The following is a 22,900-nucleotide window of genomic DNA, read 5'->3' as shown; positions in this document are numbered from 1 at the left end:
GATAGAAATGGACCCCCATGGCCACGCTTTCGGCACATCCCACCCCCGCGCCGTCGCGCGCGCTGCAGGGGATACTCTGCGTCGAGATCGCCATGCTGCTCTTTGTCGGGCAGGATGCCATGATGAAAACGCTGCTGACCCTCTATCCGGTCTGGTTGCTGATTTTCGTGCGCTCCATCGTGACCCTCTTGGTGATGACGCCGCTCATCTTGATTCTCGGGGCCCCACACCGCCTGCTGACGCCGCTCTGGCCGCTGCATCTCTTGCGCGCCTTCCTCTTCGCCACAGGCTTTTCCATGTTCTACGCGGCCTTCCCGTTCATGGGACTGGCCGAGGTCAGCACAATCTTCTTCTCCGCGCCGCTGATCACCGCACTCTTCGCCTCGGTGTTCTTGCGTGAAACCATCGGACCGCATCGCTGCGCGGCCCTCGTCGTGGGCTTTATCGGCGTGCTGATCGCCATGAACCCGGCGGGCGAGAATTTCTCTTGGGTGGCGATCCTGCCCTTGCTCTGCGCTGTGACCTACGCCATCTCGCAGATCATCGCCCGTCAGATCGGCGACCGCGAGAGCACATTGACCGTGGGTCTCTATACCCTGACCTTCGCCGGGCTGCTGATCCTGCCGATGGGCTGGCTGGTCAATCAGGTGATCGAGATCACCCCGGCCACCCACCACCTGCGCTGGGAATTACCACCCGAGGCCTTTGGCGACCTGCCACGCCTTGCCCTTTTGGGGGTCATCGGCATGGCAGCCTATTCGCTGGTCTCGCGGGCATACCAGATCGCCAACGCAAGCCTCGTGGCCCCCTTTGACTATACCTACCTGCCCTTTGCCGCGATCCTTGCCTATGTGCTCTGGGACGAAGTTCCGGCGCTGAATGTCCTTGCCGGTATGACGCTGATCATTGCCTCTGGCCTCTATCTCGGCTGGCGCGAATTGCGCGCAGCGCGCCATAGCGACGAGGTGCCTGTCACCGCCGAGGCGATCTTTGCCCCCGGCAGCCCCCTTCCGCCGCAAATCCCCGAAGAAGAAAGCGCCAAATGACCACCGTCCTGACCCGGTCCGAACGTGACCTGCGCGGCTATGCCCTTGTGTTTCTCGCAGGTCTGGTCTGGTCCACCGTGGGCCTTGGCATCCGCCTGATCGACGAGGCGCAGGTCTGGCAGATTCTGTTCTACCGCTCTGTCTCGATGACGCTGTTGCTCTATGGGGTGATCCGCCTGCGCACCGGACAAGATCCGCTGCGCCTTGCGTGGCGCATGGGTTGGCCGGGGGTGATTGGCGGGCTGTCACTGGTTGCGGCCTACACAGGCGCGATCTTTGCCATCCAGACCACATCCGTCGCCAATGCCATGATGCTTTTCGCCTGTTCTCCCCTCTTGGCCGCTGTCCTTGGCCGTGTGATCCTTGGCGAATATGTGCGGCCCCAGACATGGGTCGCCATTCTCGTTGCGGGCTGTGGCATCGCGGTGATGGTCTGGGACAAGTTCGCCGGGGCCGCCCTCTTGGGCAATCTCGCCGCCATCGGCTCTGCGGTGGGGTTTGCGACCTTCACCATCACCCTCCGCTGGGGCAAGGCAACAGAGATGATGCCCGCCGTCTTTCTGTCGGGTGTCTTTGGCATGGTGCTGATGGCGATCATCTGCCTCTGGCTTGGCCTGTCGCTCGGGATCACCCCCGGCGACATGGGGATTTCGCTCGGAATGGGCGTGTTTCAGGTGGGTTTGGGGCTGATCCTCTATACCATCGGCTCCAAGACCGTGCCGGCCGCCGAACTGACGCTTCTGTCCTTGGCCGAAGTGGTGCTGGGCCCGGTCTGGGTCTGGCTTGTGCTCGGCGAGACGGCCACCCCGAATACCCTGATCGGCGGCACGATCCTTTTGACTGCGATTGCGGGCAACGCCCTCTCGGGCGCGCGGCGCAGACCCCCGCCACCGATGCTGTGATCGGATATCCGCCGCTCCTCCGGTCTCCCGGATGGAACAAATCCCCCGACCCTGCGTTGAATCCTGTGTTCAAACCAAATCAAAAGGGGATTACCATGAACCGCAGTCTCATTCTCGCCAGCGTCACCAGCCTCGCCCTTGCAGGCTGCATGCAGGGCGTCAGCGACCGGGAACTGGTCGGCGGCGCAGCCGGTGCAGCCGGTGGTGCCTTGCTCGCCTCCGCCTTTGACGCCGATTCCGGCTGGACCGTCGTTTCGGCACTGGCAGGGGCTGCCGCAGGCACGCTTGTGGCCCGCAACACCGCCAAGAACCAATGCGCCTACTCGAATGGCGACGGCACCTATCGCACCGTGCCCTGCTGATGCGAAAAGTGGAGGGTCTTGGCCTTTAGGTGACGTCGGCCCCAAGCGGCGCTTACGCGCGGCATCAAGCCCGAAGGGCGCCGCGCAATCGCTGGGCCGACGTCCCCGTCAGGCCAAACCCTGCCCCTCACCCTCTCCCGCGATAGGGTGGCACACCTTGATCAGGAATCCAGACCCCCTCGGGCATCGCCCCGGTCTGCCAGAAGACATCAATCGGAATGCCGCCACGCGGATACCAATAGCCGCCAATCCGAAGCCACTGCGGCTCCAGAAACGCCACCAGGCGCCGCGCAATCGAAATCGTGCAATCCTCATGGAATGCCCCATGATTGCGGAAACTGGTGAGATAAAGCTTGAGCGACTTGCTCTCGACCAGCCATTTGCCCGGCACATAATCAATCACCAGATGCGCGAAATCAGGCTGGCCGGTCATCGGACAGAGCGAGGTGAACTCGGGCGCGGTAAACCGCACGTTATAGAGCACATCCGCCTGCGGATTACTCACCCGCTCCAACAGCGCCTCTTCGGGGCTCTGCGGTATCTGCGCAGCACCACCCAACTGCTTGAGGTCCTTGTAGATATTTTCGCTCATCGCTCTCTCCTTCACACCCCGCGCTTGTTGCCCCAGAGCATCACATGCAGTTGCGGCAGCACCTTCGCCTCAAACCATCCGTCGCCTGTCACCCGCTCCACCAGCCAGCGCATCCGCTCATCAATGCCCGCCTGATCGACGGTCGCGGCATCGTCCTCGGGCGGTGGCGGCGTGTGATTACCCGGTTGCAGATAGAGCGGCAGATGCGGATAACGCCCCGCCACCTGCCGCGCCCATTGGTAATCCACCTCGTCAAACACCACGATCTTGAGCACGCTTGCCGCGCCCTTGGCCGCCGCAACACATTCCTCGAACAGCGCCCAATCCACCACCATGCTAGATGACGGCGGCTTGGGGCTGAGCACCAGCATATCAAGCGCCGCAAACCAGTCGCGCGCCACGGACCCCTGAGTTTCCATCGCGAACCGATAGCCCTGCGCATGGCCCAGATCAATCAACGCCCCCAGCGGCTGGATCGCCGGATTGCCCCCCGACAGCGTCACCATGATAGCCCGGCCGCCCGAGAGGCGCACCACCTCGGCCATCACGGCCTCAGCGCTCATCGGCACCCAAGTCTCGCGATAGGCCGATTCGACCGCATGCAGGCTGTCGCACCAGCTACAGCGATAGTCACAGCCCCCCGTGCGCACGAATACCGTCGGCTGACCGATCAGCGCCCCCTCGCCCTGTATCGTCGGCCCAAAGATTTCCGATACCCGGATCGCGTCGCTCACGGACGAAACTCCGCCCAGGTCTTCGGCGTTTCGCTGACCTTGACCGCCGTCACCTCCGGCCAGCGCGCATGGCACCAGTCGTAAAAATGCTTGGCCATCCGCTCTGCGGTCACACAGCCATCGCCCAGCACATCATTCAGATGCCGGTGATCCAGCGCGTCATCAATATACCGCTTCAGATCGCCCAGATCGAGGTAATCGCGCACGAACCCATGCGCGTTCAACTCGGCGGCGGTCAGCTCCACCACGACGATGTAATTATGCCCATGCAGCCGCGCGCATTGATGCGTCTCAGGCAGGCCAAACAGCTGATGCGACGCGGAAAAATGGAATTCCTTGGTGATCCGGTACATCACGCCCCCCGCCCGGCCACAGCCGCCAGCCAGAAATCGCGGTCCTCATAGTCGGTCGGATCAACCACCCCCGCCAGATGAAACGCCTCGCGCCGCTCGACACAGGTGCCGCAACGCCCGCAATGCCGCGCACCCCCCTTGTAGCAGGACCATGTCTCGGCAAAGGGCGTGCCATGCTTGGCCCCATCGGTGACAATATCGCCCTTGGACCCCTGCAAATAGGGCGTATAGAGCTTGACCTCGGCATAGCCCTCCAGCGCCGCATCCTGCATCGCCTGAAAGGCGTTGATGAAACCGGGGCGGCAATCAGGGTAGATGAAATGATCCCCGCCATGCACCGCTGTGGCCACCGCATCGGCCTTTTCCGCCGCGGCCATGCCAAAGGCGATGGCCAGCATGATCGCATTGCGATTGGGCACGATGGTGATTTTCATGGTCTCTTCGGCGTAATGCCCATCCGGCACCGCCACATCATCGGTCAGCGCCGATCCCGACAGGGCCGCGCCAATCTGGCGAATATCCACCACCTTATGCGGCACGCCCAGACGGCGCGCGCAAGCAGCGGCGTACTCCACCTCTTTCACATGGCGTTGCCCGTAATCAAAGCTCAAAAGCCCCGCCAATTCATGCTCGGCGGCCACCTTATGGGCGAGCGATACGGAATCGAGCCCGCCCGAGCAGATAACAATCGTCCTCATCTTTCATCCTTGTTTTTTAAAGCGGGTAGGCTGCGACCGCTCGACCCCGCGCATCTAGCGCCTTTGCGCGGCGAAAACAAGGTGGGGTTACTCGGCGAAACGCCCCCGCAACTCGGTCTTGAGCACCTTGCCGTAATTGTTCTTGGGCAGGTCCGGCACCGCAATATAGCGCTTGGGCCGCTTGAACCGCGCGATCTGGCTCAGGCAATGGGCATCGAGTGCGGCCTCATCCAACGCCCCGTCACAGACCACGAAGGCCACCACAATCTCACCCCATTCGGCATCCATCTGCCCCACAACCGCCGCCTCAATCACTGACGGGTGGGTCAAGAGCACCTCCTCCACCTCGCGTGGATAGATATTGCTGCCGCCCGAGATGATCATATCCTTGGACCGATCCTGCAAGGTCACATAGCCGTCAGCGTCCATCCGCCCCAGATCGCCGGTCCAGAGCCAGCCGCCCTTGAGCGCCTTGTCACTGGCCTCGACGTTCTGCCAATACCCCGGCATCACCGCATCGCCGCGCACGAGGATTTCACCGACCTCGCCCGGCGGCACCCCCGCGCCTGTCTCATCGGCAATCCGCACCTCCCCCACCGATTGCGCCCGACCGACAGAGGCCAGCCGTTCGCGCCAACGCGGATGGCTGCGGTCCGCCACATCGACGCGGGACAGGGCGGTGATCGCCATCGGGCATTCCCCCTGCCCGTAGATTTGCAGGAAAACCGGGCCAAAGACCTCAACCGCCTCCAGAATATCGGCCAGATACATCGGCCCCCCGGCATAAACCACGCTGCGCAGCCCCGCGCCGGTCTCGCCGCTCAAACGCGCCCGCGCCGTCAGCCGCTTGACCATCGTCGGGGCCGCAAACATATGCACCCGACCATGATGCCGCGCGAGATCGAAAATCTCGGCCTCGTCAAACCCGCCCGACGCAGGGCAGACATGCCGCGCCCCGCGCAGCACATGCACCATCGCATAGAGCCCCGCACCATGGCTCATCGGCGCGGCATAAAGCGTGGCATCCGCGCCCGTCACCTCATCCACATCCGCCAGATAGCTCAGCGACATCGCCACCAGCATCCTATGCGTGATCCGAATCCCCTTGGGCCGCCCGGTGGTGCCGGAGGTGTAAAACAGCCACGCCAGATCCTCCGGCGCACGGGTCTCCACCTCGGCCACGGCCTCGCCCCGCGCCACCGCCTGCGCCGCAACGCCCTCTGCGGCCAAAGCCTCCCGCCGGGCCGCATCCGCCAGAACCACAGCTGCGCCCGCGTCCGCAATGATCCACGCCGCCTCTGCCCCGTGCAGCTTGGCGTTGATCGGCACAGCGGCCGCCCCGGCATACCAGATGCCATAGAGCGCCAGCAGATACTCGGGCGCATTGCCCATGAAAATCGCCACCCGGTCGCCGGCAACCACCCCTTGCGCCATCAACCCGCCCGCCACCTCGCGCGCCGCGCGGTCAAACCCCGCATAATCCGCGACCACGTCGACACCTTGAAACAGCGCCTCGCGCGCGGGCCACGTCTGCGCCGCCCGCTCCAGCCAAATCCCGATATTCATCACCCAATCCTCCCCGTCGCCACCAAACCACCGACAAAGCCCCGGCACAATTCCGTAGAAACACGCAAAGCCCTTGGCGCGCCGCATCCCGCGCGCCATAAACGGGCCATGGAGACCGCCATGGAGATCAAGGAACTCGCCTTCGACCACGCCCCCGTGGGCCTCGCGCTGCTGGAACACCGCATCATCCGGCAGTGCAATCAAAAATTTGCCGTGATCTTTGGCGATGCCCCTACCGATTACATCAACATCCCCCTTGCCCGCTATTACCCCTCGATTGAGGATTATCGCCGCATCGGGGCGGATGCGCTCTCGATCATGCGCAAGACCGGGCGCTATTCCGACGAGCGGGTGATGAAACGGCGCGATGGCACGCTCTTCTGGTGCCGGGTGCGCGGCCAATCCCTCACCCCCGAGGCCCCGTTTCAGCGCGGCATCTGGTCGTTTTCCGATCTCTCTAACGAACGCCCCATGGTGCAACTCACCCAACGCGAACGCGAAGTGGCGATTCTCACCTGTCGTGGCCTCACCTCCAAGGAAATCGGCCTGGATCTCGGCCTCAGCTACCGCACGATCGAGGTCTACCGCGCCCGCCTGCTTGAGAAATTTCAGGCCCGCAACCTTGCGGAACTCGTAGCCAAACTTTCGGGCATGCCGCTCTGAATACGCGCGCCTCTCGCAAAATTGCCCTCCCACCCCCAGATTATTGGGCAATGGCCGCTTTTCTCAGCCTCCGCCTTGCCCTATAAGCGGCCAAAACAAAATGCCATGAGCCCCGGACGGGACATCATCGCGCTGTGGTCGAGGAAGATATGTCGAACAAATCCCATGAATCGGACGTGGCCTTTATCAAGGCGTTGGCGGAACTCTTGAACGAGAACGATCTGACCGAACTGTCGGTCAAACGTGAATACGGCGACTCAGACACGCTCAACGTGCGCGTCAGTCGCCGGGGCGAGACTGTCACCACCCATTACGCCCCCCCCGCAGCACCCGCCCAGATGCACGCCCCCTCCGCCGCCTCGGCCCCGGCCGCCGCAGCGCCCACCGAAGACCCCGCAAGCCATCCCGGCGCCGTGACCTCGCCCATGGTCGGCACCGTCTATATGCAGGCCGAACCGGGCTCGCCCGCCTTTGTCAGCGTCGGCGCGCAGGTGGCCGAGGGCGACACTTTGCTGATCATCGAGGCGATGAAGACGATGAACCATATTCCCGCCCCGCGGGGCGGCACCGTCAAACGCATCCTGATCGAGGATGGCGCGGCGGTCGAATATGGTGCGCCCCTGATGATCATCGAATAAGGCCCGCTGCACATGTTCGAGAAAATCCTGATCGCCAACCGGGGCGAGATCGCCCTCCGCGTGATCCGCGCCGCCCGTGAGATGGGGATCAAGACCGTCGCCGTGCATTCCACCGCCGACGCCGACGCCATGCATGTGCGCATGGCGGACGAATCCGTCTGCATCGGCCCGCCCGCCTCGTCCGAGAGCTATCTGTCGATCCCCTCGATCATCGCCGCCTGTGAGGTCACGGGCGCGCAGGCCATTCATCCGGGCTATGGCTTTCTGTCGGAGAACGCCAATTTCGTGCAGATCGTCGAGGATCACGGCCTGACCTTCATCGGCCCGTCTGCCGAACATATCCGCATCATGGGCGACAAGATCACCGCCAAGGACACGATGAAGGCGCTTGGCGTGCCCTGCGTTCCCGGCTCAGAGGGCGGCATCGCCACTCTCAAGCAAGCGCAGGCGCTCTGCGCTGACATCGGCTTTCCAATCATCGTCAAGGCCACCGCCGGCGGCGGCGGGCGCGGCATGAAGGTGGCGCAGAACGCCGCCGAGTTGGAAAAGGCATTCCTGACCGCCCGCTCCGAGGCCAAGGCGGCCTTTGGCAATGACGAGGTCTATATCGAGAAATACCTCACCACGCCGCGTCACATCGAAATTCAGGTGTTCGGCGATGGCAAGGGCCGTGCCGTGCATCTGGGCGAGCGCGATTGCTCGCTTCAGCGCCGCCACCAAAAGGTTCTGGAAGAGGCCCCCGGCCCCTGCATCACCGCCGAGGAACGCGCCCGTATCGGCAAAATCTGTGCCGATGCCTGCGCGAATATCCAGTATCGCGGCGCGGGCACCATCGAGTTTCTCTATGAAAAGGGTGATTTCTTCTTCATCGAGATGAACACACGGTTGCAGGTCGAGCATCCCGTGACCGAGGCGATCTTTGGCGTCGATCTTGTGCAGGAACAGATCCGCGTCGCCGAAGGCCTGCCGATGTCCTTTACGCAGGACGATCTGATCATCAACGGCCACGCCATAGAGGTCCGCATCAACGCCGAGAAGCTGCCTGATTTCGCGCCGCGCCCCGGTCGGATCACCCAGTTTCACGCCCCCGGCGGTCTGGGCGTGCGGATGGATTCGGCGCTCTATGATGGCTATAAGATCCCGCCCTATTACGACAGCCTGATTGCCAAGCTGATCGTGCACGGCAAGGACCGTCACAGCGCCCTCCAGCGTCTCGCCCGCGCCCTTGGCGAATTGATCGTCGATGGCGTCGACACCACCGTGCCGCTCTTTCACGCGCTCTTGCAGGAAGAGGACATCCAGTCCGGCAATTACAACATCCACTGGCTGGAACACTGGCTGGAAACGCATCTGCGCGACTGAGGTCAGGTGCAACGACCGTCCGGACGGACGCGAATGGCGTGAAGGGGACGTTGGACCTTTGCTATGAGCCGCGCAGCACCCGTCCGCCGGGTGGGCGCTGCGACCTCATCGGCTGGCACTTTATCCCCGCCAAATACTTATGCGTTTTCAATATGTTGAGCCGTTGCAAAAGCGCCCGCCCGAGGGGGCGGACGGGCGCTGCGCGGCGGTGCCTACGGCACCTTGATTCCGCGCTTTGGTGCGTGGAACCAACGCCCCCTTTAGGCCAAAACCGCTCCTAACTCTTCCCCGAAATCACCCGAGCCGCCGCCGCCAGCCCGCCCTCACCATGCGGAATATCGAGCGCCATCAGCCCGGCCTCAATCGCAGCAAGCGCCCCCAGAACCATATGCGCATTGACATGCCCCATATGGCCGATGCGGAAGAACCCATGCCACGCCGGATCACCCGGCTCTGCCATGCCAAGCCCGATCCCCAGCGTCACACCTGCATGATCCTGCACCCAGGACCGCAACCGCGACCCATGCGGTGCCCCGATCCGCAGCGCGGTCACGGCCCGGCTACGCAATGCGGGATCACCGATGTTCAATTCCAGCGGCCCCACCTGCCCCCAGGTCTCGCACGCGGCCCAGATCGCGCGCGCCAGCCGGTCATGCCGCGCCCAGACCACCTCGATCCCTCCCTCCGCTGCGATCAAATCGAGTGCCGCGCGCAACCCGTAAAGGTGATGCGTCGGAGCGGTGCCGCCAAAGTATTGATAAAACATCTGCGGATCGGCCCGATGGGTCCAATCCCAGTAGCGACTGACCAGAGGCATCTTCTTGCGCGCCTCCGCCGCCTTGTCCGAGAAGAACACAAACGCCAGACCGGGCGGCACCATCAGCCCCTTTTGGCTGCCCGCCACCATCACATCGACGCCCCAAGCGTCCATTTCGAACCGGTCACAGGCCAGCGAGGCGATGCAATCGGCCATCAAGAGCGCCGGATGCCCGGCCGCGTCCAGTGCCGCCCGCACCCCGGCAATGTCATTGAGGACCGAGGTGGACGTATCAACATGGGTGGCCAGAACCGCCTTGATCGCGTGCGCCCGATCCGCGCGCAGCACCTCTTCCAGACGGTTGAGATCAATCGGCGATCGCTTGCCGAAATCCAGCATCTCGACCGTGATCCCCTGCCCCTGCGCCACCTCGGCCCAACCATGCCCAAACCGCCCCGTGGCCGGCACCAGCACCCGGTCGCCGGGTTGAAGGGTATTAGCCAGCGCCGCCTCCCACGCACCATGCCCGTTCGAAATATAGATCGTCGCATGTTGGCGCGTCCGCGCGACAGCGCGCAGATCAGGAATCAGCCCCGCCGTCATCTCGATCAGGTCGCCCTCATAGATATTCGGGGCGGCGCGGTGCATGGCACGCAGCACCTCTTCCGGCATGACCGAGGGGCCGGGAATGGCCAGATAGGCGCGACCGTGGGCGAGGCTCATGTGGGGGGATCTCCTGCTGCTTCGCGGCGCACCTTACGCCCTTGGCAAGCGGCGTCAATCACAGCCGCGCTCTGTTGCGTATGTCCGAGATCGTCGGTGCCAGGTCGCGTTGAAACAAGCGAATTCAAAGTTCTCTTGTCCGGAATTTTTCAAGAACTCCGTGCCCCTCTAGCCCTTGCGCCGATAGGCCTCAGCCAGCCGCACAGGGTCCGCCCCGCAGAGATAACGGATCAGCGTCCAGAGGTTGCGTGCCCCCCGCCGCAGCCACCCCTCGCGCCGATACCGCGCCGCAGAGGTGGTGACCGCCAGCGGCAAGAGCGCAATGCCGCCCTTGAGCGCGCGCGCCATAGCGACATCCTCCATCAGCGGAATATCGGCAAATCCGCCCACCGCCTCATACTCCTTGCGCGCGATCAAGAGCGCCTGATCACCATAGGGCAACCCCAGCACCCGACTGCGCAGATTGGCCCAGCCCGCCACCAGCCCGGGCATCACCCCGGTCGCATCAAACGACAGCCGAAAGGCGGCAGGCCCACCCAACGCCATGTGCGCGCTGACCGCGCCGGCCCATCCAACAGGCAAAACCGTATCGGCATGCAGAAACAGCAACCAATCCCCGCCCGCCACCTGCGCCCCCCGCCGCAATTGCCCGCCACGGGTCGCCGCCCCCTGAACGATCACCGCCCCCGCCGCATCGGCAATCTGCACCGTGGCATCGCCCGACCCGCCATCGGTCACAACCAATTCACGGATCACACCTGCCTCTAGCCCCTCCATCAACGCGGCAAGACAGACAGGCAGACTCGCCCCTGCATTTCGTGTCGGAATCACCACCGAGAGTGCTGCGCGCATGACGACCCCTGTTGTGTCTGCTTTCGTGACCTATATTACGGGCGAACAACACGGGGGAAGAGGCATGACGCGCCGCATTCTGCAGATCACCGGCAAAGATGCCCTGCATTTCCTGCAAGGCTTGGTGACAAACGACCTGAACAAACTCGATCAGGGGCTAGTCTACGCGGCCATCCTGACGCCGCAGGGCAAATATCTGGCCGATTTCCTGCTGTCACGCCACGGCGATGCAATCCGGCTCGACGTCGACGACAGCCTTGCGCCAATGCTCTTGCAACGTCTGACCCTGTACAAACTGCGCGCCGACGTGACCCTCACCCAGACCGATCTCAAGGTTCTGCGTGGCACCGGCCCGGCCCCTGAGGGCGCACTCACAGACCCGCGCCACCCGGACTTGGGCTGGCGGCTCTATGGCGATGCAGAGGGCGACGACGGCAGCGATTTCGAGCGGATTCGCGTGGCCCATTGCATCCCCGAAACCGGGATAGAGCTGACCCCTGACACCTTTATCCTCGAGGCCGGGTTCGAGCGCCTCAATGGCGTGGATTTCCGCAAGGGCTGTTACGTCGGCCAAGAGGTCACGGCCCGGATGAAACACAAGACCGAGCTGCGCAAAGGTCTGACCATGGTCGCCGTCCATGGCACAGCCCCCATCGGCAGCGAAATCCGGACCCCCGAGGGCAAACCCGCAGGCACGCTCTACACCCAATCCGGCGGGCGCGGCATCGCCTATCTCCGCCACGACCGCGCAGCGGCCGGCATGATCGCAGGCGAGGCGCGGGTCGATCCATTGTCCCTCACCACGCCCTGAACCGGGCATGCCTGCATCTCATGGGCTGATCCAAAGGTTCCGACTTTTAGAGCGTTTCGCGTGAAACCTGACTCGCGGGGTTTGTGGTGAAACGCCCCCCGCGAGTGCTGTGCTGCTGGCATATATTTTTGTGAACAGTCAGGTCGCGTATGTCCGCCGCCACCCCAGCGCGCCGACAGCGCCAATCGCAAAAATCAACAGTAATGCTGACGCTGGTAGTGGCACCGGGACCACCTCACTTATAGACGAAGAAGTAATGGAGTCGCTGAGACCACCACTGCCCGCACCGCTTCCGTCAGCAAATTCAACGAAGGGGATGATGGCGAGAAGACTGCCAGTTAGTAGCAGGTCTGCCAATTCCAATGTGGTGGTAAACGGATTCTCCGACAAACTAAAAACTAAGAACAGGTCAGCTAACGTATCTCCGCCCGGCAGGGGCGTCCCCGGCCCTGTGAACCGAATGCCAAGCTGATTTCCGACCGAAGTACTAGAGAAAAAAGACGTCTGTGCTGACGCCACGGAAAAGCTTAGGGGCACTCCATCGGTCCAGGTCGCGGCCCCTGATGCGTTCGAATATGTGGCGTCATACAGTCCCCCGACGACGTCGAAGGTAAAATCTAGCGACAAGAGGTTGCCCCCGAAGTCATAAGAAAAAACGCCCGGGCTATCGGCTGTATCAGACGCGACAACATTGATAGTTTTAGCCGATACCGCTGTTGAAAATAGGGCCAAAAAAATGGCCGCAGCAAGTTTCATAGTTTTCATAACTTTTCCCCCCGAAAAAGATAATATATCGGAACATTATTTTTTTTGCATGTCAACGCCCATGGCGCAGCGCACATCAGCACTGACCGCCTCACGGCGGCGCAGATCACCACTCACCGCCTCACGGCCGCGAACATCCACACCACCAAGCTAAAACGGTGCCAGCCTGTTTAGTTGACCGTTCAATGCAGCCCTCTGACGGGGGCAAACTACAATAGAAATTAGGGATAACGCACCATAGAAACCGCCCCCAAATTCCCGCTAAGTTTTTGCTTTTATATGATTTTTTATGGTGGGTGATAAGGGCTTTGAACCGTGGACAGTGTCAATAAAATCAATAACTTACGTGATTTTTTGTAACCCTGTAACCGGCCGAGAAATGGGCAAGATGACGTTGGGTCAATAAGCCCAAACAGACAAGGCCACCACAGTGGCCTCGCCAATATCATGGCCGTTAAGTATCAATCACGTTAGTGGCAATGCACCCGGCCTTGGCTGTTATCCATGTGACAGCACTGGCCCGGTGGGGAACTTTTTCGGCACCCACCACCGTGCTCAACGGTCTCATTTGAGCTACCAATGCCGACAGGCAAAAGAACGCGCGAAATCGCTACACTTGGCACGGCCAGCGTCCCGGAAATCACAAAGGCAATCAGAATCTTTCTCATAATCAGCTCCAGAAAATAGTTTCCGAAAGATTAACGTAGGCGAAAAATTTTAAACCCGCCAGCGTTTACACCGGCGGGTAGATCGTCCTGATAGCGCGAAGCGCAAGAGTCCCTCGCTGAAACCACGTATTCAGAACTGACGAAAAACCGCATAGATAAGAGGGAAATGGTGGGTGATAAGGGATTTGAACCCCTGACATCTTCGATGTGAACGAAGCGCTCTACCACTGAGCTAATCACCCGCCGTGGGGGCTTTTAGCGTCACTCTTCGCCCTGTGCAACCTCATCTTTCATGTCATCGTCACTGTCCTGATCATCGGTCCCGGCATCCGATCCAGACCCCGCTTTCGACTGCCTGATCTTGGCCACGATGATCCGCGCATTCGCGACATCACGGACCCGGTTGATCTTGATCTTGCCCATTGGCGGCAGGTTCAATTCGCGCCCCTCGGCCAGAGCCTCGCCCAGAACCTCAAGAACCGCCTCAACGACGGGCTTGGCGTATTTCTTCTTGATATCGCCCTTGCCCAGAACCTTGTCGATCAGTTCCTGCTTTTTCAACTCCGGCCCTGCATCTGCCGGGATCGTGTCCGTCACGGTCAGGGCGATGACATTATTCGCCGCATTGTCCACAGGCGCAATGACCGCCACACTCTCGACCACGGGGACGGGTTCTTTGACCACGCTGGGTTTGCGCGCCGTCTTGGGCTTGGCCGCGTTCGTTCTGGTCGTGCTTTTGGTCGATGTCTTGCGCGGGCTCGTTGATTTGGCCTTGGTCGTCATGATGCGCCTCAATTGTTTCGCTGCTGGAAACACGCTAGCGCGCAGCACGACATAACGCCAGACAGAGTTGCGCCGTCACAGGAATAGGCGCTCAACTATCCATCTTGAGCGCGGAAATGAACGCCTCTTGCGGGATGTCCACCTTGCCGAACTGGCGCATCCTCTTCTTGCCGGCCTTCTGCTTTTCCAACAGCTTCTTCTTGCGCGTGGCATCCCCGCCATAACACTTGGCCGTCACATCCTTGCGCATGGCCGAGAGCGTTTCGCGCGCGATGACCTTGCCACCGATAGCGGCCTGAATCGGAATCTTGAACATATGGCGCGGGATCAGATCCTTGAGCTTTTCCACCATCGCCCGCCCGCGCATTTCCGCGCGGTCCCGGTGCACCATCATCGACAGCGCATCAACCGGCTCATCGTTCACAAGGATCGACATTTTCACAAGACTGTCCTCGCGGTAGCCCTGCAGCTGATAATCAAACGAGGCATAGCCCTTGGTGACCGATTTCAGCCGGTCATAGAAATCGAACACCACCTCATTGAGCGGCAGATCATAGACCACCATCGCCCGATTGCCGGCATAGGTCAGGTCCATCTGGATGCCGCGCCGATCCTGACAGAGCTTGAGCACATCGCCCAGATACTCGTCCGGCACCAGAATGGTCGCCTTGATCCGAGGTTCCTCGATATGGCTCACATAGGTCAGATCCGGCATGTCGGCGGGATTGTGCAGATCGGCGCGCGTCCCGTCCTTCATAAACAGGTGATAGATCACCGACGGGGCGGTGGTGATCAGGTCGATATCGTATTCGCGCTCAATCCGGTCCCGGATCACCTCAAGGTGCAAGAGACCCAAGAACCCGCAGCGAAACCCAAAGCCAAGCGCCGCCGAGGTTTCCATCTCATAGCTGAAAGACGCGTCATTCAGCGCCAGCTTCTCGATCGCGTTGCGCAGATCCTCAAACTCGTTCGAATCCACCGGGAAGAGGCCACAGAACACCACCGGCACCGAGGGTTTGAACCCCGGCAACGCCTTGGCGCAGGGACGTTTTTCGTGGGTGATCGTGTCACCGACCTTGGTATCGCGCACCTGCTTGATCGAGGCGGTGATAAACCCGATCTCACCGGGCCCAAGGCTCTCGACCTTTTCCATCTGCGGCCGGAATACACCGATCCGCTCGACGTTATAGGTGGCCTCGGTCTGCATCATATGGATACGGTCGCCCTTTTTCATGCGTCCGTCCATGATCCGCACCAGAACGACGACGCCCAGATAGGCGTCATACCAGCTATCCACCAGCATCGCCTTGAGCGGCGCAGCCTCGTCGCCCTTGGGCGCAGGCAGATGCTTGACGATGGCTTCAAGTGTTTCGGCAATGCCGACGCCGGTCTTGGCCGAGACGCGGATCGCACCGCTCGCGTCAATCCCGATCACATCCTCGATCTGCTCGGCCACCCGGTCGCATTCAGAGGCGGGCAAATCAATCTTGTTCAGGATCGGCACGATCTCATGGCCCGCATCAATCGCCTGATAGACATTGGCCAGCGTCTGCGCCTCAACGCCCTGCGTGCTGTCCACCACCAAGAGACTGCCCTCGACCGCGCGCATGGAGCGGCTGACCTCATAGGCAAAATCGACATGGCCCGGCGTGTCGATCAGGTTGAGCACATAGATCTCGCCGTCCTGCGCCTTGTAATCAATGCGCACGGTGTTGGCCTTGATCGTGATCCCGCGCTCGCGCTCGATATCCATGGCATCGAGCATCTGCTCTTTCATGTCACGGTCCTGAACCGTCCCGGTCGACTGAATCAACCGGTCGGCAAGCGTGGATTTCCCGTGGTCGATATGGGCCACGATCGAAAAATTGCGGATGTGAGCAAGGTCTGTCATAGCTCTGGCATATGTATGGGAATAGGCGTTTGGTCAAGGTGGGATGATGCGCGCCCACTGGCGCAGGTGCCCACCCGCGCCCGATCAAACACAGTCCGGGCTTTTGTCCCGCCCCATAGGGGTCTAAGGGGGATCAACGCCCCTTTTTTTACCGGAGTTTCCTGTTATGTCCTGCGCCCTCTGTGCCATCGATGCCCCCCTCACCCCCTATCCCGTGACGGGCGGCCCCGACGGGGCAAGCGTCAGCCTCTGTGCCACCTGCGCCGATCAGATCGCGGGCACCCCAGACCCGGAGCATTGGCGCTGTCTGGCCTCAACCATGTGGTCCGAGGATACCCCGACGCAAGTTCTGGCCGCGCGCATGCTCACTCGCCTCAGCGACCATGACTGGGCGCGCGATCTCAGCGATCAACTCTGGCTTGATGATGACACCCGCGCCTGGGCCGACAATATCCCCCGCGACACCGGCCACCGCGACAGCAACGGCGTGCCTTTGGCCCAAGGCGATACTGTGGTCCTGATCAAGGATCTGCCGGTCAAGGGTGCCAATTTCACCGCCAAACGCGGCACGGCGGTGCGTGGCATCGCGCTGGTCCACGACAACCCCGCCCATATTGAAGGCCGGGTCGAGGGCCAGCGCATCGTCATCCTGACCGAGTTCGTCAAGAAACGCTGAACCCTACCCCCGGAACACCGGCGCACGCCCCGCCAGATTGGCCGCGATCTGCTCCATCTGGTCCGGCTTGCCGATCAGCGCGGCCTGCTCACGACTTTCCGCCATCAGAACGGCCGCCTCATCGGCGCCGCTTTCGGCCAGACCAATCAGGCGCTTGGCGGCCCGTATCGCCGCCGGGCTCTTGCCCGCAATCTCGGACGCCAAATCGCGCGCCATGGCCAGCGGATCATCGGCCAGTTCCGTCACCAACCCCCAATCCCGCGCCTGCACGGCTGAGACGGGCCGCGCCGTATAGGTCATGCGCCGGATCACGTCCGACCGGGTCAATTTCGGCAAGAGCGCCATGCCGCCCATGTCCGGAATCAACCCCCATTTCATCTCCATGATCGCGAGTTCCGTATCCGGGGCCGCAATCCGCACATCCGCCCCCAGCGCAAGCTGGAACCCCGCGCCGTAAACCGCGCCATGCAGCGCCGCGATGACCGGCACCGGCAGATCCCGCCAGACCATCACCACCGCCTGAAAGAGATTGCCGGTGCCATGCGTGCGCGGCAGACACAGCGCCTCGGGATCACCTGCCGCCAATTGCGCAAAGCTCATCACATCGAGACCTGCGCAAAACGCGCGGCCTTCGCCCGACAGCACCACAGCGCGGATATCCGCCTCACTCAGCGCCTGCCCCGTCGAAACAAGCGCCTCTGCCATCGCAGGATCGACCGCATTGCGCTTGTCCGCCCGCGTGAGCGTCACATGCGCGATATGATCCTTGATCTCGGTCGTGACTCGGGCCATGGCCAATCCTCCCTTTTTCACCATGAAACACCACAGCCCTGCCGCAGACCAGCACAACGTCACGGCACACCCTTGCAAGGCTCTGCCGCATCCCGTTAACTGCGCCCCATGACATATCCGCGCTATACCCCGCTGATCCAGAGCCTGCCCGCCGCTGTCCCCTTCGTCGGGCCGGAAGAGCAGGAACGCCAACGCGGCGCGCCCTTTGCAGCACGCCTCGGGGCCAATGAAAACCTCTTTGGCCCGTCCCCCAAGGCGCTTGCCGCACTCCGCGCCGAGGCTGAAAATGTCTGGAAATACGGCGACCCCACCAGCCATGACTTGCGCGCGGCGCTTGCCGATCACATGGGCGTGGCGCCAGAGAATGTGCTGGTGGGCGAAGGCATCGACGGCCTTTTGGGCAATCTGGTGCGGCTCGTGGTTGGCCCCGGTGATGCGGTCGTCACCTCGGACGGGGCCTATCCCACCTTCAATTACCACGTGACGGGATTTGGCGGCACGCTGCACAAAGTGCCCTATCGCGATGATCGCGAAGACCTGCCCGCCCTCATCGCCCGCGCGCATGAACTGGGCGCAAAACTGATCTACTTCGCCAATCCCGACAATCCGATGGGCACATGGGTGCCGGGCGCGGAGATTTTGACCGCCCTCGACACCCTCCCTGACGGCTGCCTGCTCTGCCTTGACGAGGCCTATGTCGAGTTTGCGCCCGAGGAAACGGCGGCAGAGATTGCCGCCAATGATCCCCGCGTCATCCGCATGCGTACCTTTTCCAAGGCATACGGCATGGCCGGGGCCCGCATCGGCTATGCGGTTGGGGCCACAGCCCTGATCAAGAGCTTTGACAAGATCCGCAACCATTTCGGCATGAACCGCATGGCGCAAGCCGGGGCACTCGCCGCGCTCCGCGATACCGATTGGCTGGCACATGTGCAGGCCGAGGTGCGCCGCTCCCGCGACAGCATCGCGCGAATCGCCAAAGAGAACGGGCTGAGCGCGCTGCCCTCGGCCACCAATTTCGTCACCGTCGATTGTGGCCGCGACGGCGACTTTACCCGCCGCGTTCTGGCGGGGCTGGTGGCACGCGGCGTCTTCGTCCGTATGCCCTTTGTCGCGCCACAGGATCGCTGCATCCGCATCAGTTGCGGTCGGACAGAGGAGATGGAGACCTTAGCCAGAACCTTGCCCGAGGCTCTGACCGAGGCAGATCATGCGCCCGACTCCGTCCAAAATTGACCTCGCCGCCCGTGGGACATCGTAAAGGCTGCGACGGCACCCGGTGAACGTACGTTCACACCGCACAAACGTACGGCTCAGTCCTCCGCCTGCGCCGCCTCGATCAAGTCGCGCACCTGCGGCCCCAACCCTTCGACAATCCGTGCAACACCGTCTGCATTAGGATGAATGCCATCCGCCTGAAACAACTTTTGCAGCGTAGACGGATCGCCTTCACCCAGTCCTGCAAAGAAATCAGGCATGAAGAGCGTGTCATAAGCCTCTGACAAATCAGGGTAAATTTCATCAAATGCCATCTTGTAATCTGCCCCGTAATTGCCCGGCGCTCTCAGGCCAACCAACAAGACCTCGACCCCCTGCGCCTCTGCCACGCGCAGAATTTCCTCTATATTTCGGCGACTTACCGCCGGATCAATGCCCCGCAACAGATCATTGCCGCCCAGTGCCACAATCATCGCATCCACCTCAGGCGTCAGGCTCCACTCCACCCGCGCAGCCCCGCCCGCCGTGGTGTCACCGGACACGCCCGCATTGATTAACTCCGCCTCAACCCCTTGATTTTTCAACCACTTCCGCATCTGCGGCACCAGCCCATCCTGCTCTGGCAGGCCATATCCTTGGGTCAAACTGTCCCCCAATGCCAGAACCGTGACCGGTTCTGCGGCCATCACGGGGCTGACAAGGCAGAGAAACGCCGCTACCACCTTGCCCAAGGGCCGCTGCACCCCATATGACAGAAAACCTTTGTAAATCAGGCGCAAACGCATGAGTTCTCCTCTTCTGTCCCTCACCGACGTCACATTGTCGCTCGAGGGAAACGCCGGTCTTGTGCGAATACTCCACGGGATTACCCTGGATGTCCACAAGGCCGAGACATTGGGTCTGATTGGACCCTCCGGTTCCGGCAAATCCTCGCTCTTAATGCTGATGGGCGGCCTGGAACGCGCCACCGCCGGTCAAGTCATGGCAATGGGAAATGACCTTTCATTAATGAACGAAGACCAGTTGGCCCGCCTGCGGCGCGAGAATTTTGGTGTTGTTTTTCAATCGTTTCACCTTATTCCGACTATGACAGCACTGGAAAATGTGGCCACTCCGCTTGAACTCGCAGGCGTCGCAAACGCCTATGAGCGCGCCCAAGAGGAACTCCTCGCTGTGGGTCTCGCATCCCGGTCAGGTCACTACCCATCGCAGCTCTCGGGCGGCGAACAACAGCGCGTGGCCCTCGCCCGCGCCGCCGCCACGCGCCCGGCGATCATCCTTGCGGATGAACCCACCGGCAATCTCGACAGCACCACAGGCGCTTCGATCATCGAACTACTCTTCGACCTGCGCGACCGCCACGGCGCAACCTTGGTGCTCGTGACCCATGACCCAGAGCTTGCCCGTCGCTGCGACCGCGTTGTCAGCCTGCGCGACGGCCGCGTCGAGGTCGCAGCATGAGTCTGCGCATAGCGGCCCGCCTTGCCCGCCGCGAGTTGCGCGGTGGCCTGCGTGGGTTCCGCATCTTTCTGGCCTGTGTGATCCTCGGCGTAGCCGCCATCGCCGCCGTCGGAACCCTGCGCGAAAGCATCCGCGCCGGTATAGTCGAACAAGGTGCCGCGATCCTTGGTGGCGACGCCGAACTTGAGCTGACCTATCGCTTTGCCACTGAGGCCGAGTATAGCTGGATGGTGCTAAATGCCGATGCTGTATCGGAAATTGCTGATTTTCGCTCTATGGCGATTGCCCCTGACGGACGTCGCGAACTGACGCAACTGAAGGCCGTAGATCACTCTTACCCTCTGGTTGGCAACGTGGTTCTCTCACCCGACATGCCACTGGATGTGGCGTTTGGCGGTGCCGGCGGCTTGCCCGGCGCGGTGATGCAGCCAATTCTGGCGGCGCGGTTGGGCATCACAGTGGGTGACACCTTTCGCTTGGGCGAACGTGAGTTTCGCCTGATGGCCGAACTGGTGAAAGAGCCGGATCAAACCCGCGCAGGCTTTGGCCTCGGTCCACGCACCATCGTCAGCCGCGCCAATCTGGACGGCTCCGGATTACTTAGCCCCGGCTCACTATTTACCACGAAATACCGCCTTCTCCTGCCCGAGGGCTCGGACCTTGCCGCGCTGGAAACCCGCAGTCTCCAAGAGCTGGATGGCTCCGGCTTTCGCTGGTCCGACGCCCGCAACGCCAGCCCCCGCGTGGCTGAATTCGTCACCCGCCTGGGGGCGTTTCTGGTTCTGGTGGGCCTCTCGGGGCTTGCGGTGGGCGGCGTCGGCATCTCGGCGGCTTTGCGGTCCTATCTTGCGGGCAAGGTACAAGTCATCGCGACATTGCGCACGCTGGGGGCCGATCAACGCACGATTTTTCTGACGTATTTCATACAGGTAGGCGTTCTATCCGTGATTGGCATCATCGGCGGCCTCATTCTCGGGGTGGGCGTGCCGGTGCTGCTCGGACCCGTTATCGCGGCGCGATTGCCCGTCCCGGCGATTTTTGCCCCCTATGCCGCTCCGATGGCCGAGGCGGCGCTCTACAGCGTGCTGAGTGTGCTTATTTTTACGCTCTGGCCCCTCGCCCGCGCCCGAGAGGTCCGCGCCGCGGCCCTTTACCGCGAAGCGGCAGGTGCCGCCCGCCGCTGGCCCGGCTGGCCGTGGATTGCGACAACCCTCGGTCTCATTGCAGCCCTCCTCGTCGCCGCTATCATCTTCTCGGGCAATCTGCGCCTCACACTTTGGACCGCAGGCGGCATCGGCAGTGCGCTCTTGGTCCTGTCTCTGGCCGCTATGCTGGTCCAGAAACTGGCCCGCACCTTACGACCTCGCCTGCGCGGGCGTCCCGCTTTTGGCTGGGCCTTGGGTGCCATCGGCGGGCCGGGCACCACCGCCGGATCGGTCATGCTCTCGCTCGGTCTTGGCCTCGCCGTTCTGGCTGCAGTCGGCCAGATCGACGGCAACCTGCGCCGCGCCATCGCCGCCGACCTGCCTGAACGCGCGCCCTCTTTCTTCTTTGTCGATCTGCAAAAGGACCAGATGGAGTGGTTCCTCGAGCGGCTGGAGAACGACCCCGCTGTCAGCCGCATCGACAATGCGCCCATGCTGCGCGGCATCATCAGCCGCATCAATGACCGCCCTGCGACCGAAGTCGCACCCGGACATTGGGTGGTCGAAGGCGACCGCGCCGTCAGCTACGCCGACGCCCTGCCCGCCCGGACGGAACTTACCGCCGGCACTTGGTGGGGCGAGGGTTACACCGGGTCGCCGCAACTCAGCTTTGCCGCCGAAGAGGCCATGGAAATGGGCATCGGCATCGGCGATGAAATCACCATCAACATTCTCGGCCGCGACATCACAGCGCCCATCACATCGCTGCGCGAGGTGGATTTCTCCAGCGTCGGCATGGGCTTTGTCCTTTTGATGAACGAGGCTGCTGTGGCCGGTGCTCCTCATACGTTCATCGCCACAGTCTATGCCGACGATCAGGCGTCCGAGGAAACGATCCTGCGCGATGTGACCGACCGCTATCCCAATGTCACCGCCATCAACGTCCGCGATGCGCTGACCCAAGTGACAGATCTCTTGGCGGGCCTCGCCTCGGCCACGTCATGGGGCGCGTCGGTGACTCTGCTCACCGGCTTTCTCGTGCTCATCGGCGCGGCGGCGGCGGATCAGCGCGCCCGTACCTATGAAGCGGCGATTCTCAAGACCCTCGGTGCCACGCGCGCCCGCATTCTCTCCAGCCTTATCTTGCGTGCCCTCATTCTCGGGGGGGCGGCGGGACTGGTGGCGCTAGGGGCGGGCATCGGCGGCGGTTGGGCGGTCAGCCATTTCGTGATGGACACGCCGTTTACGGTGATATGGACCTCCGCGTTAGCGATCATTCTGGGCGGGATGTTTGTGACGCTGCTGGCCGGTCTGGTCTTTGCCCTGGGACCATTGCGTGCCCGTCCTGCACGGACCTTACGCGCGCGTGAATGAATGACCCTACGCGCGCGCGCATGACGCCCGCGACCCGGCTTTTTCTTGGCTGAAATACTCTGGGGGTC

The 22,900-nt window shown here is 62.1% G+C and carries 23 protein-coding genes and 1 tRNA gene; 11 read left to right on the top strand and 13 right to left on the bottom strand.

Going from position 1 to position 22,900, the window contains the following annotated elements; genetic code table 11:
* The first annotated feature begins 17 nt into the window (after positions 1-17).
* The 3 genes from ROS217_RS12375 (at position 18) to ROS217_RS12365 (ending at position 2,310) form a co-directional block, all read left to right on the top strand.
* Positions 18-1,046 carry a DMT family transporter gene (locus tag ROS217_RS12375; protein ID WP_040650566.1) on the top strand — a complete coding sequence of 343 codons (1,029 nt, stop codon included), beginning with the start codon at positions 18-20 and terminating at the stop codon, positions 1,044-1,046.
* Positions 1,043-1,948 carry a DMT family transporter gene (locus ROS217_RS12370; RefSeq protein ID WP_009818097.1) on the top strand — a complete coding sequence of 302 codons (906 nt, stop codon included), beginning with the start codon at positions 1,043-1,045 and terminating at the stop codon, positions 1,946-1,948. Before ROS217_RS12375 ends, ROS217_RS12370 begins: the two co-directional genes overlap by 4 nt.
* A gap of 95 nt (positions 1,949-2,043) precedes the next feature.
* Entirely contained in the window at positions 2,044-2,310 is a 267-nt protein-coding gene (locus ROS217_RS12365) for a glycine zipper 2TM domain-containing protein (protein ID WP_009818096.1), read from the top strand.
* A 127-nt stretch (positions 2,311-2,437) separates the two neighbouring features.
* Here ROS217_RS12365 and queF read toward each other — a convergent pair whose 3' ends face one another.
* The 5 genes from queF to ROS217_RS12340 all read right to left on the bottom strand — a co-directional run bounded on the left by queF (position 2,438) and on the right by ROS217_RS12340 (position 6,253).
* Complete coding sequence (gene queF / locus ROS217_RS12360; RefSeq protein ID WP_009818095.1) at positions 2,438-2,902, bottom strand: preQ(1) synthase; 465 nt, start codon at positions 2,900-2,902, stop codon at positions 2,438-2,440.
* A gap of 11 nt (positions 2,903-2,913) precedes the next feature.
* A complete protein-coding gene (gene queE, locus ROS217_RS12355) occupies positions 2,914-3,636 on the bottom strand; it encodes a 7-carboxy-7-deazaguanine synthase QueE (RefSeq protein WP_009818094.1) in 723 nt (240 codons plus the stop codon).
* Positions 3,633-3,989: a 6-pyruvoyl trahydropterin synthase family protein gene (locus ROS217_RS12350; RefSeq protein WP_009818093.1), complete on the bottom strand. Its 357-nt coding sequence runs from the start codon at positions 3,987-3,989 to the stop codon at positions 3,633-3,635. Before ROS217_RS12350 ends, queE begins: the two co-directional genes overlap by 4 nt.
* Complete coding sequence (gene queC, locus ROS217_RS12345; RefSeq protein WP_009818092.1) at positions 3,989-4,687, bottom strand: 7-cyano-7-deazaguanine synthase QueC; 699 nt, start codon at positions 4,685-4,687, stop codon at positions 3,989-3,991. The genes ROS217_RS12350 and queC overlap by 1 nt, the downstream gene beginning before the upstream one ends.
* 87 nt (positions 4,688-4,774) lie before the next feature.
* The gene (locus ROS217_RS12340) at positions 4,775-6,253 is read right to left on the bottom strand and encodes a class I adenylate-forming enzyme family protein (protein WP_040651435.1); all 1,479 of its coding nucleotides are present in this window, start codon (positions 6,251-6,253) and stop codon (positions 4,775-4,777) included.
* Positions 6,254-6,373: 120 nt separating this feature from the next.
* Here ROS217_RS12340 and ROS217_RS12335 point away from each other — a divergent pair, with 120 nt between their 5' ends.
* The 3 genes from ROS217_RS12335 (at position 6,374) to accC (ending at position 8,916) form a co-directional block, all read left to right on the top strand.
* On the top strand, positions 6,374-6,916 hold the full coding sequence (locus ROS217_RS12335; RefSeq protein ID WP_009818090.1) for a LuxR C-terminal-related transcriptional regulator: 543 nt from the start codon (positions 6,374-6,376) through the stop codon (positions 6,914-6,916).
* A gap of 149 nt (positions 6,917-7,065) precedes the next feature.
* The gene (gene accB, locus ROS217_RS12330) at positions 7,066-7,554 is read left to right on the top strand and encodes an acetyl-CoA carboxylase biotin carboxyl carrier protein (RefSeq protein ID WP_040651429.1); all 489 of its coding nucleotides are present in this window, start codon (positions 7,066-7,068) and stop codon (positions 7,552-7,554) included.
* A 12-nt stretch (positions 7,555-7,566) separates the two neighbouring features.
* Positions 7,567-8,916, top strand: coding sequence for an acetyl-CoA carboxylase biotin carboxylase subunit (gene accC, locus ROS217_RS12325; protein WP_009818088.1), 1,350 nt, complete (start codon positions 7,567-7,569; stop codon positions 8,914-8,916).
* Between the two features lie 277 nt (positions 8,917-9,193).
* Here accC and ROS217_RS12320 read toward each other — a convergent pair whose 3' ends face one another.
* On the bottom strand, positions 9,194-10,396 hold the full coding sequence (locus ROS217_RS12320; RefSeq protein ID WP_009818087.1) for a pyridoxal-phosphate-dependent aminotransferase family protein: 1,203 nt from the start codon (positions 10,394-10,396) through the stop codon (positions 9,194-9,196).
* A gap of 168 nt (positions 10,397-10,564) precedes the next feature.
* Positions 10,565-11,248 carry a TIGR04283 family arsenosugar biosynthesis glycosyltransferase gene (locus ROS217_RS12315; RefSeq protein WP_009818086.1) on the bottom strand — a complete coding sequence of 228 codons (684 nt, stop codon included), beginning with the start codon at positions 11,246-11,248 and terminating at the stop codon, positions 10,565-10,567.
* 64 nt (positions 11,249-11,312) lie between these two features.
* Between ROS217_RS12315 and ygfZ the strand changes: the two genes are divergently transcribed.
* A complete protein-coding gene (gene ygfZ, locus ROS217_RS12310) occupies positions 11,313-12,059 on the top strand; it encodes a CAF17-like 4Fe-4S cluster assembly/insertion protein YgfZ (protein WP_040651427.1) in 747 nt (248 codons plus the stop codon).
* Positions 12,060-12,197: 138 nt separating this feature from the next.
* Here the strand turns inward: ygfZ and ROS217_RS12305 are convergent, their stop codons facing one another.
* From ROS217_RS12305 to lepA, 4 genes are all read right to left on the bottom strand, one after another.
* The gene (locus tag ROS217_RS12305) at positions 12,198-12,824 is read right to left on the bottom strand and encodes a hypothetical protein (RefSeq protein WP_009818084.1); all 627 of its coding nucleotides are present in this window, start codon (positions 12,822-12,824) and stop codon (positions 12,198-12,200) included.
* Between the two features lie 835 nt (positions 12,825-13,659).
* A tRNA-Val gene (locus ROS217_RS12300) sits at positions 13,660-13,734 on the bottom strand.
* Positions 13,735-13,753: 19 nt separating this feature from the next.
* The gene (locus ROS217_RS12295) at positions 13,754-14,275 is read right to left on the bottom strand and encodes an HU family DNA-binding protein (RefSeq protein WP_009818082.1); all 522 of its coding nucleotides are present in this window, start codon (positions 14,273-14,275) and stop codon (positions 13,754-13,756) included.
* 91 nt (positions 14,276-14,366) lie between these two features.
* Complete coding sequence (lepA, locus tag ROS217_RS12290) at positions 14,367-16,166, bottom strand: translation elongation factor 4 (protein ID WP_009818081.1); 1,800 nt, start codon at positions 16,164-16,166, stop codon at positions 14,367-14,369.
* Between the two features lie 166 nt (positions 16,167-16,332).
* Here lepA and ROS217_RS12285 point away from each other — a divergent pair, with 166 nt between their 5' ends.
* Positions 16,333-16,842, top strand: coding sequence for a PhnA domain-containing protein (locus ROS217_RS12285; RefSeq protein WP_009818080.1), 510 nt, complete (start codon positions 16,333-16,335; stop codon positions 16,840-16,842).
* 3 nt (positions 16,843-16,845) lie between these two features.
* Here the strand turns inward: ROS217_RS12285 and ROS217_RS12280 are convergent, their stop codons facing one another.
* On the bottom strand, positions 16,846-17,634 hold the full coding sequence (locus ROS217_RS12280; protein ID WP_009818079.1) for a crotonase/enoyl-CoA hydratase family protein: 789 nt from the start codon (positions 17,632-17,634) through the stop codon (positions 16,846-16,848).
* 108 nt (positions 17,635-17,742) lie between these two features.
* On the opposite strand from ROS217_RS12280, the gene ROS217_RS12275 reads away from it, so the two are divergent.
* Positions 17,743-18,870 carry a pyridoxal phosphate-dependent aminotransferase gene (locus tag ROS217_RS12275; RefSeq protein ID WP_009818078.1) on the top strand — a complete coding sequence of 376 codons (1,128 nt, stop codon included), beginning with the start codon at positions 17,743-17,745 and terminating at the stop codon, positions 18,868-18,870.
* Positions 18,871-18,947: 77 nt separating this feature from the next.
* Here ROS217_RS12275 and ROS217_RS12270 read toward each other — a convergent pair whose 3' ends face one another.
* Positions 18,948-19,637: an arylesterase gene (locus ROS217_RS12270; protein WP_009818077.1), complete on the bottom strand. Its 690-nt coding sequence runs from the start codon at positions 19,635-19,637 to the stop codon at positions 18,948-18,950.
* Here ROS217_RS12270 and ROS217_RS12265 point away from each other — a divergent pair.
* Positions 19,636-20,313 (top strand): ABC transporter ATP-binding protein, encoded by a 678-nt coding sequence (locus ROS217_RS12265; RefSeq protein WP_009818076.1) that lies wholly within the window; start codon positions 19,636-19,638, stop codon positions 20,311-20,313. The two genes, ROS217_RS12270 and ROS217_RS12265, sit on opposite strands and share 2 nt — an antisense overlap.
* Complete coding sequence (locus tag ROS217_RS12260) at positions 20,310-22,832, top strand: ABC transporter permease (protein WP_009818075.1); 2,523 nt, start codon at positions 20,310-20,312, stop codon at positions 22,830-22,832. Before ROS217_RS12265 ends, ROS217_RS12260 begins: the two co-directional genes overlap by 4 nt.
* Positions 22,833-22,900 lie beyond the last annotated feature (68 nt).

The sequence above is a fragment of the Roseovarius sp. 217 genome (assembly GCF_000152845.1).
Lineage (GTDB): Bacteria > Pseudomonadota > Alphaproteobacteria > Rhodobacterales > Rhodobacteraceae > Roseovarius.
Note: the sequence above shows the minus strand (reverse complement) of the source record. Positions and strands in the feature narration are given on the sequence as shown.

Coding starts and splice junctions, on each gene's coding strand:
- ROS217_RS12375 (WP_040650566.1), top strand. CDS start 18: ATGGCCACGCTTTCGGCACATCCCACCCCCGCGCCGTCGCGCGCGCTG.
- ROS217_RS12370 (WP_009818097.1), top strand. CDS start 1,043: ATGACCACCGTCCTGACCCGGTCCGAACGTGACCTGCGCGGCTATGCC.
- ROS217_RS12365 (WP_009818096.1), top strand. CDS start 2,044: ATGAACCGCAGTCTCATTCTCGCCAGCGTCACCAGCCTCGCCCTTGCA.
- queF (WP_009818095.1), bottom strand. CDS start 2,902: ATGAGCGAAAATATCTACAAGGACCTCAAGCAGTTGGGTGGTGCTGCG.
- ROS217_RS12350 (WP_009818093.1), bottom strand. CDS start 3,989: ATGTACCGGATCACCAAGGAATTCCATTTTTCCGCGTCGCATCAGCTG.
- queC (WP_009818092.1), bottom strand. CDS start 4,687: ATGAGGACGATTGTTATCTGCTCGGGCGGGCTCGATTCCGTATCGCTC.
- ROS217_RS12340 (WP_040651435.1), bottom strand. CDS start 6,253: ATGAATATCGGGATTTGGCTGGAGCGGGCGGCGCAGACGTGGCCCGCG.
- ROS217_RS12335 (WP_009818090.1), top strand. CDS start 6,374: ATGGAGATCAAGGAACTCGCCTTCGACCACGCCCCCGTGGGCCTCGCG.
- accB (WP_040651429.1), top strand. CDS start 7,066: ATGTCGAACAAATCCCATGAATCGGACGTGGCCTTTATCAAGGCGTTG.
- accC (WP_009818088.1), top strand. CDS start 7,567: ATGTTCGAGAAAATCCTGATCGCCAACCGGGGCGAGATCGCCCTCCGC.
- ROS217_RS12320 (WP_009818087.1), bottom strand. CDS start 10,396: ATGAGCCTCGCCCACGGTCGCGCCTATCTGGCCATTCCCGGCCCCTCG.
- ROS217_RS12315 (WP_009818086.1), bottom strand. CDS start 11,248: ATGCGCGCAGCACTCTCGGTGGTGATTCCGACACGAAATGCAGGGGCG.
- ygfZ (WP_040651427.1), top strand. CDS start 11,313: ATGACGCGCCGCATTCTGCAGATCACCGGCAAAGATGCCCTGCATTTC.
- ROS217_RS12305 (WP_009818084.1), bottom strand. CDS start 12,824: ATGAAAACTATGAAACTTGCTGCGGCCATTTTTTTGGCCCTATTTTCA.
- ROS217_RS12295 (WP_009818082.1), bottom strand. CDS start 14,275: ATGACGACCAAGGCCAAATCAACGAGCCCGCGCAAGACATCGACCAAA.
- lepA (WP_009818081.1), bottom strand. CDS start 16,166: ATGACAGACCTTGCTCACATCCGCAATTTTTCGATCGTGGCCCATATC.
- ROS217_RS12285 (WP_009818080.1), top strand. CDS start 16,333: ATGTCCTGCGCCCTCTGTGCCATCGATGCCCCCCTCACCCCCTATCCC.
- ROS217_RS12280 (WP_009818079.1), bottom strand. CDS start 17,634: ATGGCCCGAGTCACGACCGAGATCAAGGATCATATCGCGCATGTGACG.
- ROS217_RS12275 (WP_009818078.1), top strand. CDS start 17,743: ATGACATATCCGCGCTATACCCCGCTGATCCAGAGCCTGCCCGCCGCT.
- ROS217_RS12265 (WP_009818076.1), top strand. CDS start 19,636: ATGAGTTCTCCTCTTCTGTCCCTCACCGACGTCACATTGTCGCTCGAG.
- ROS217_RS12270 (WP_009818077.1), bottom strand. CDS start 19,637: ATGCGTTTGCGCCTGATTTACAAAGGTTTTCTGTCATATGGGGTGCAG.
- ROS217_RS12260 (WP_009818075.1), top strand. CDS start 20,310: ATGAGTCTGCGCATAGCGGCCCGCCTTGCCCGCCGCGAGTTGCGCGGT.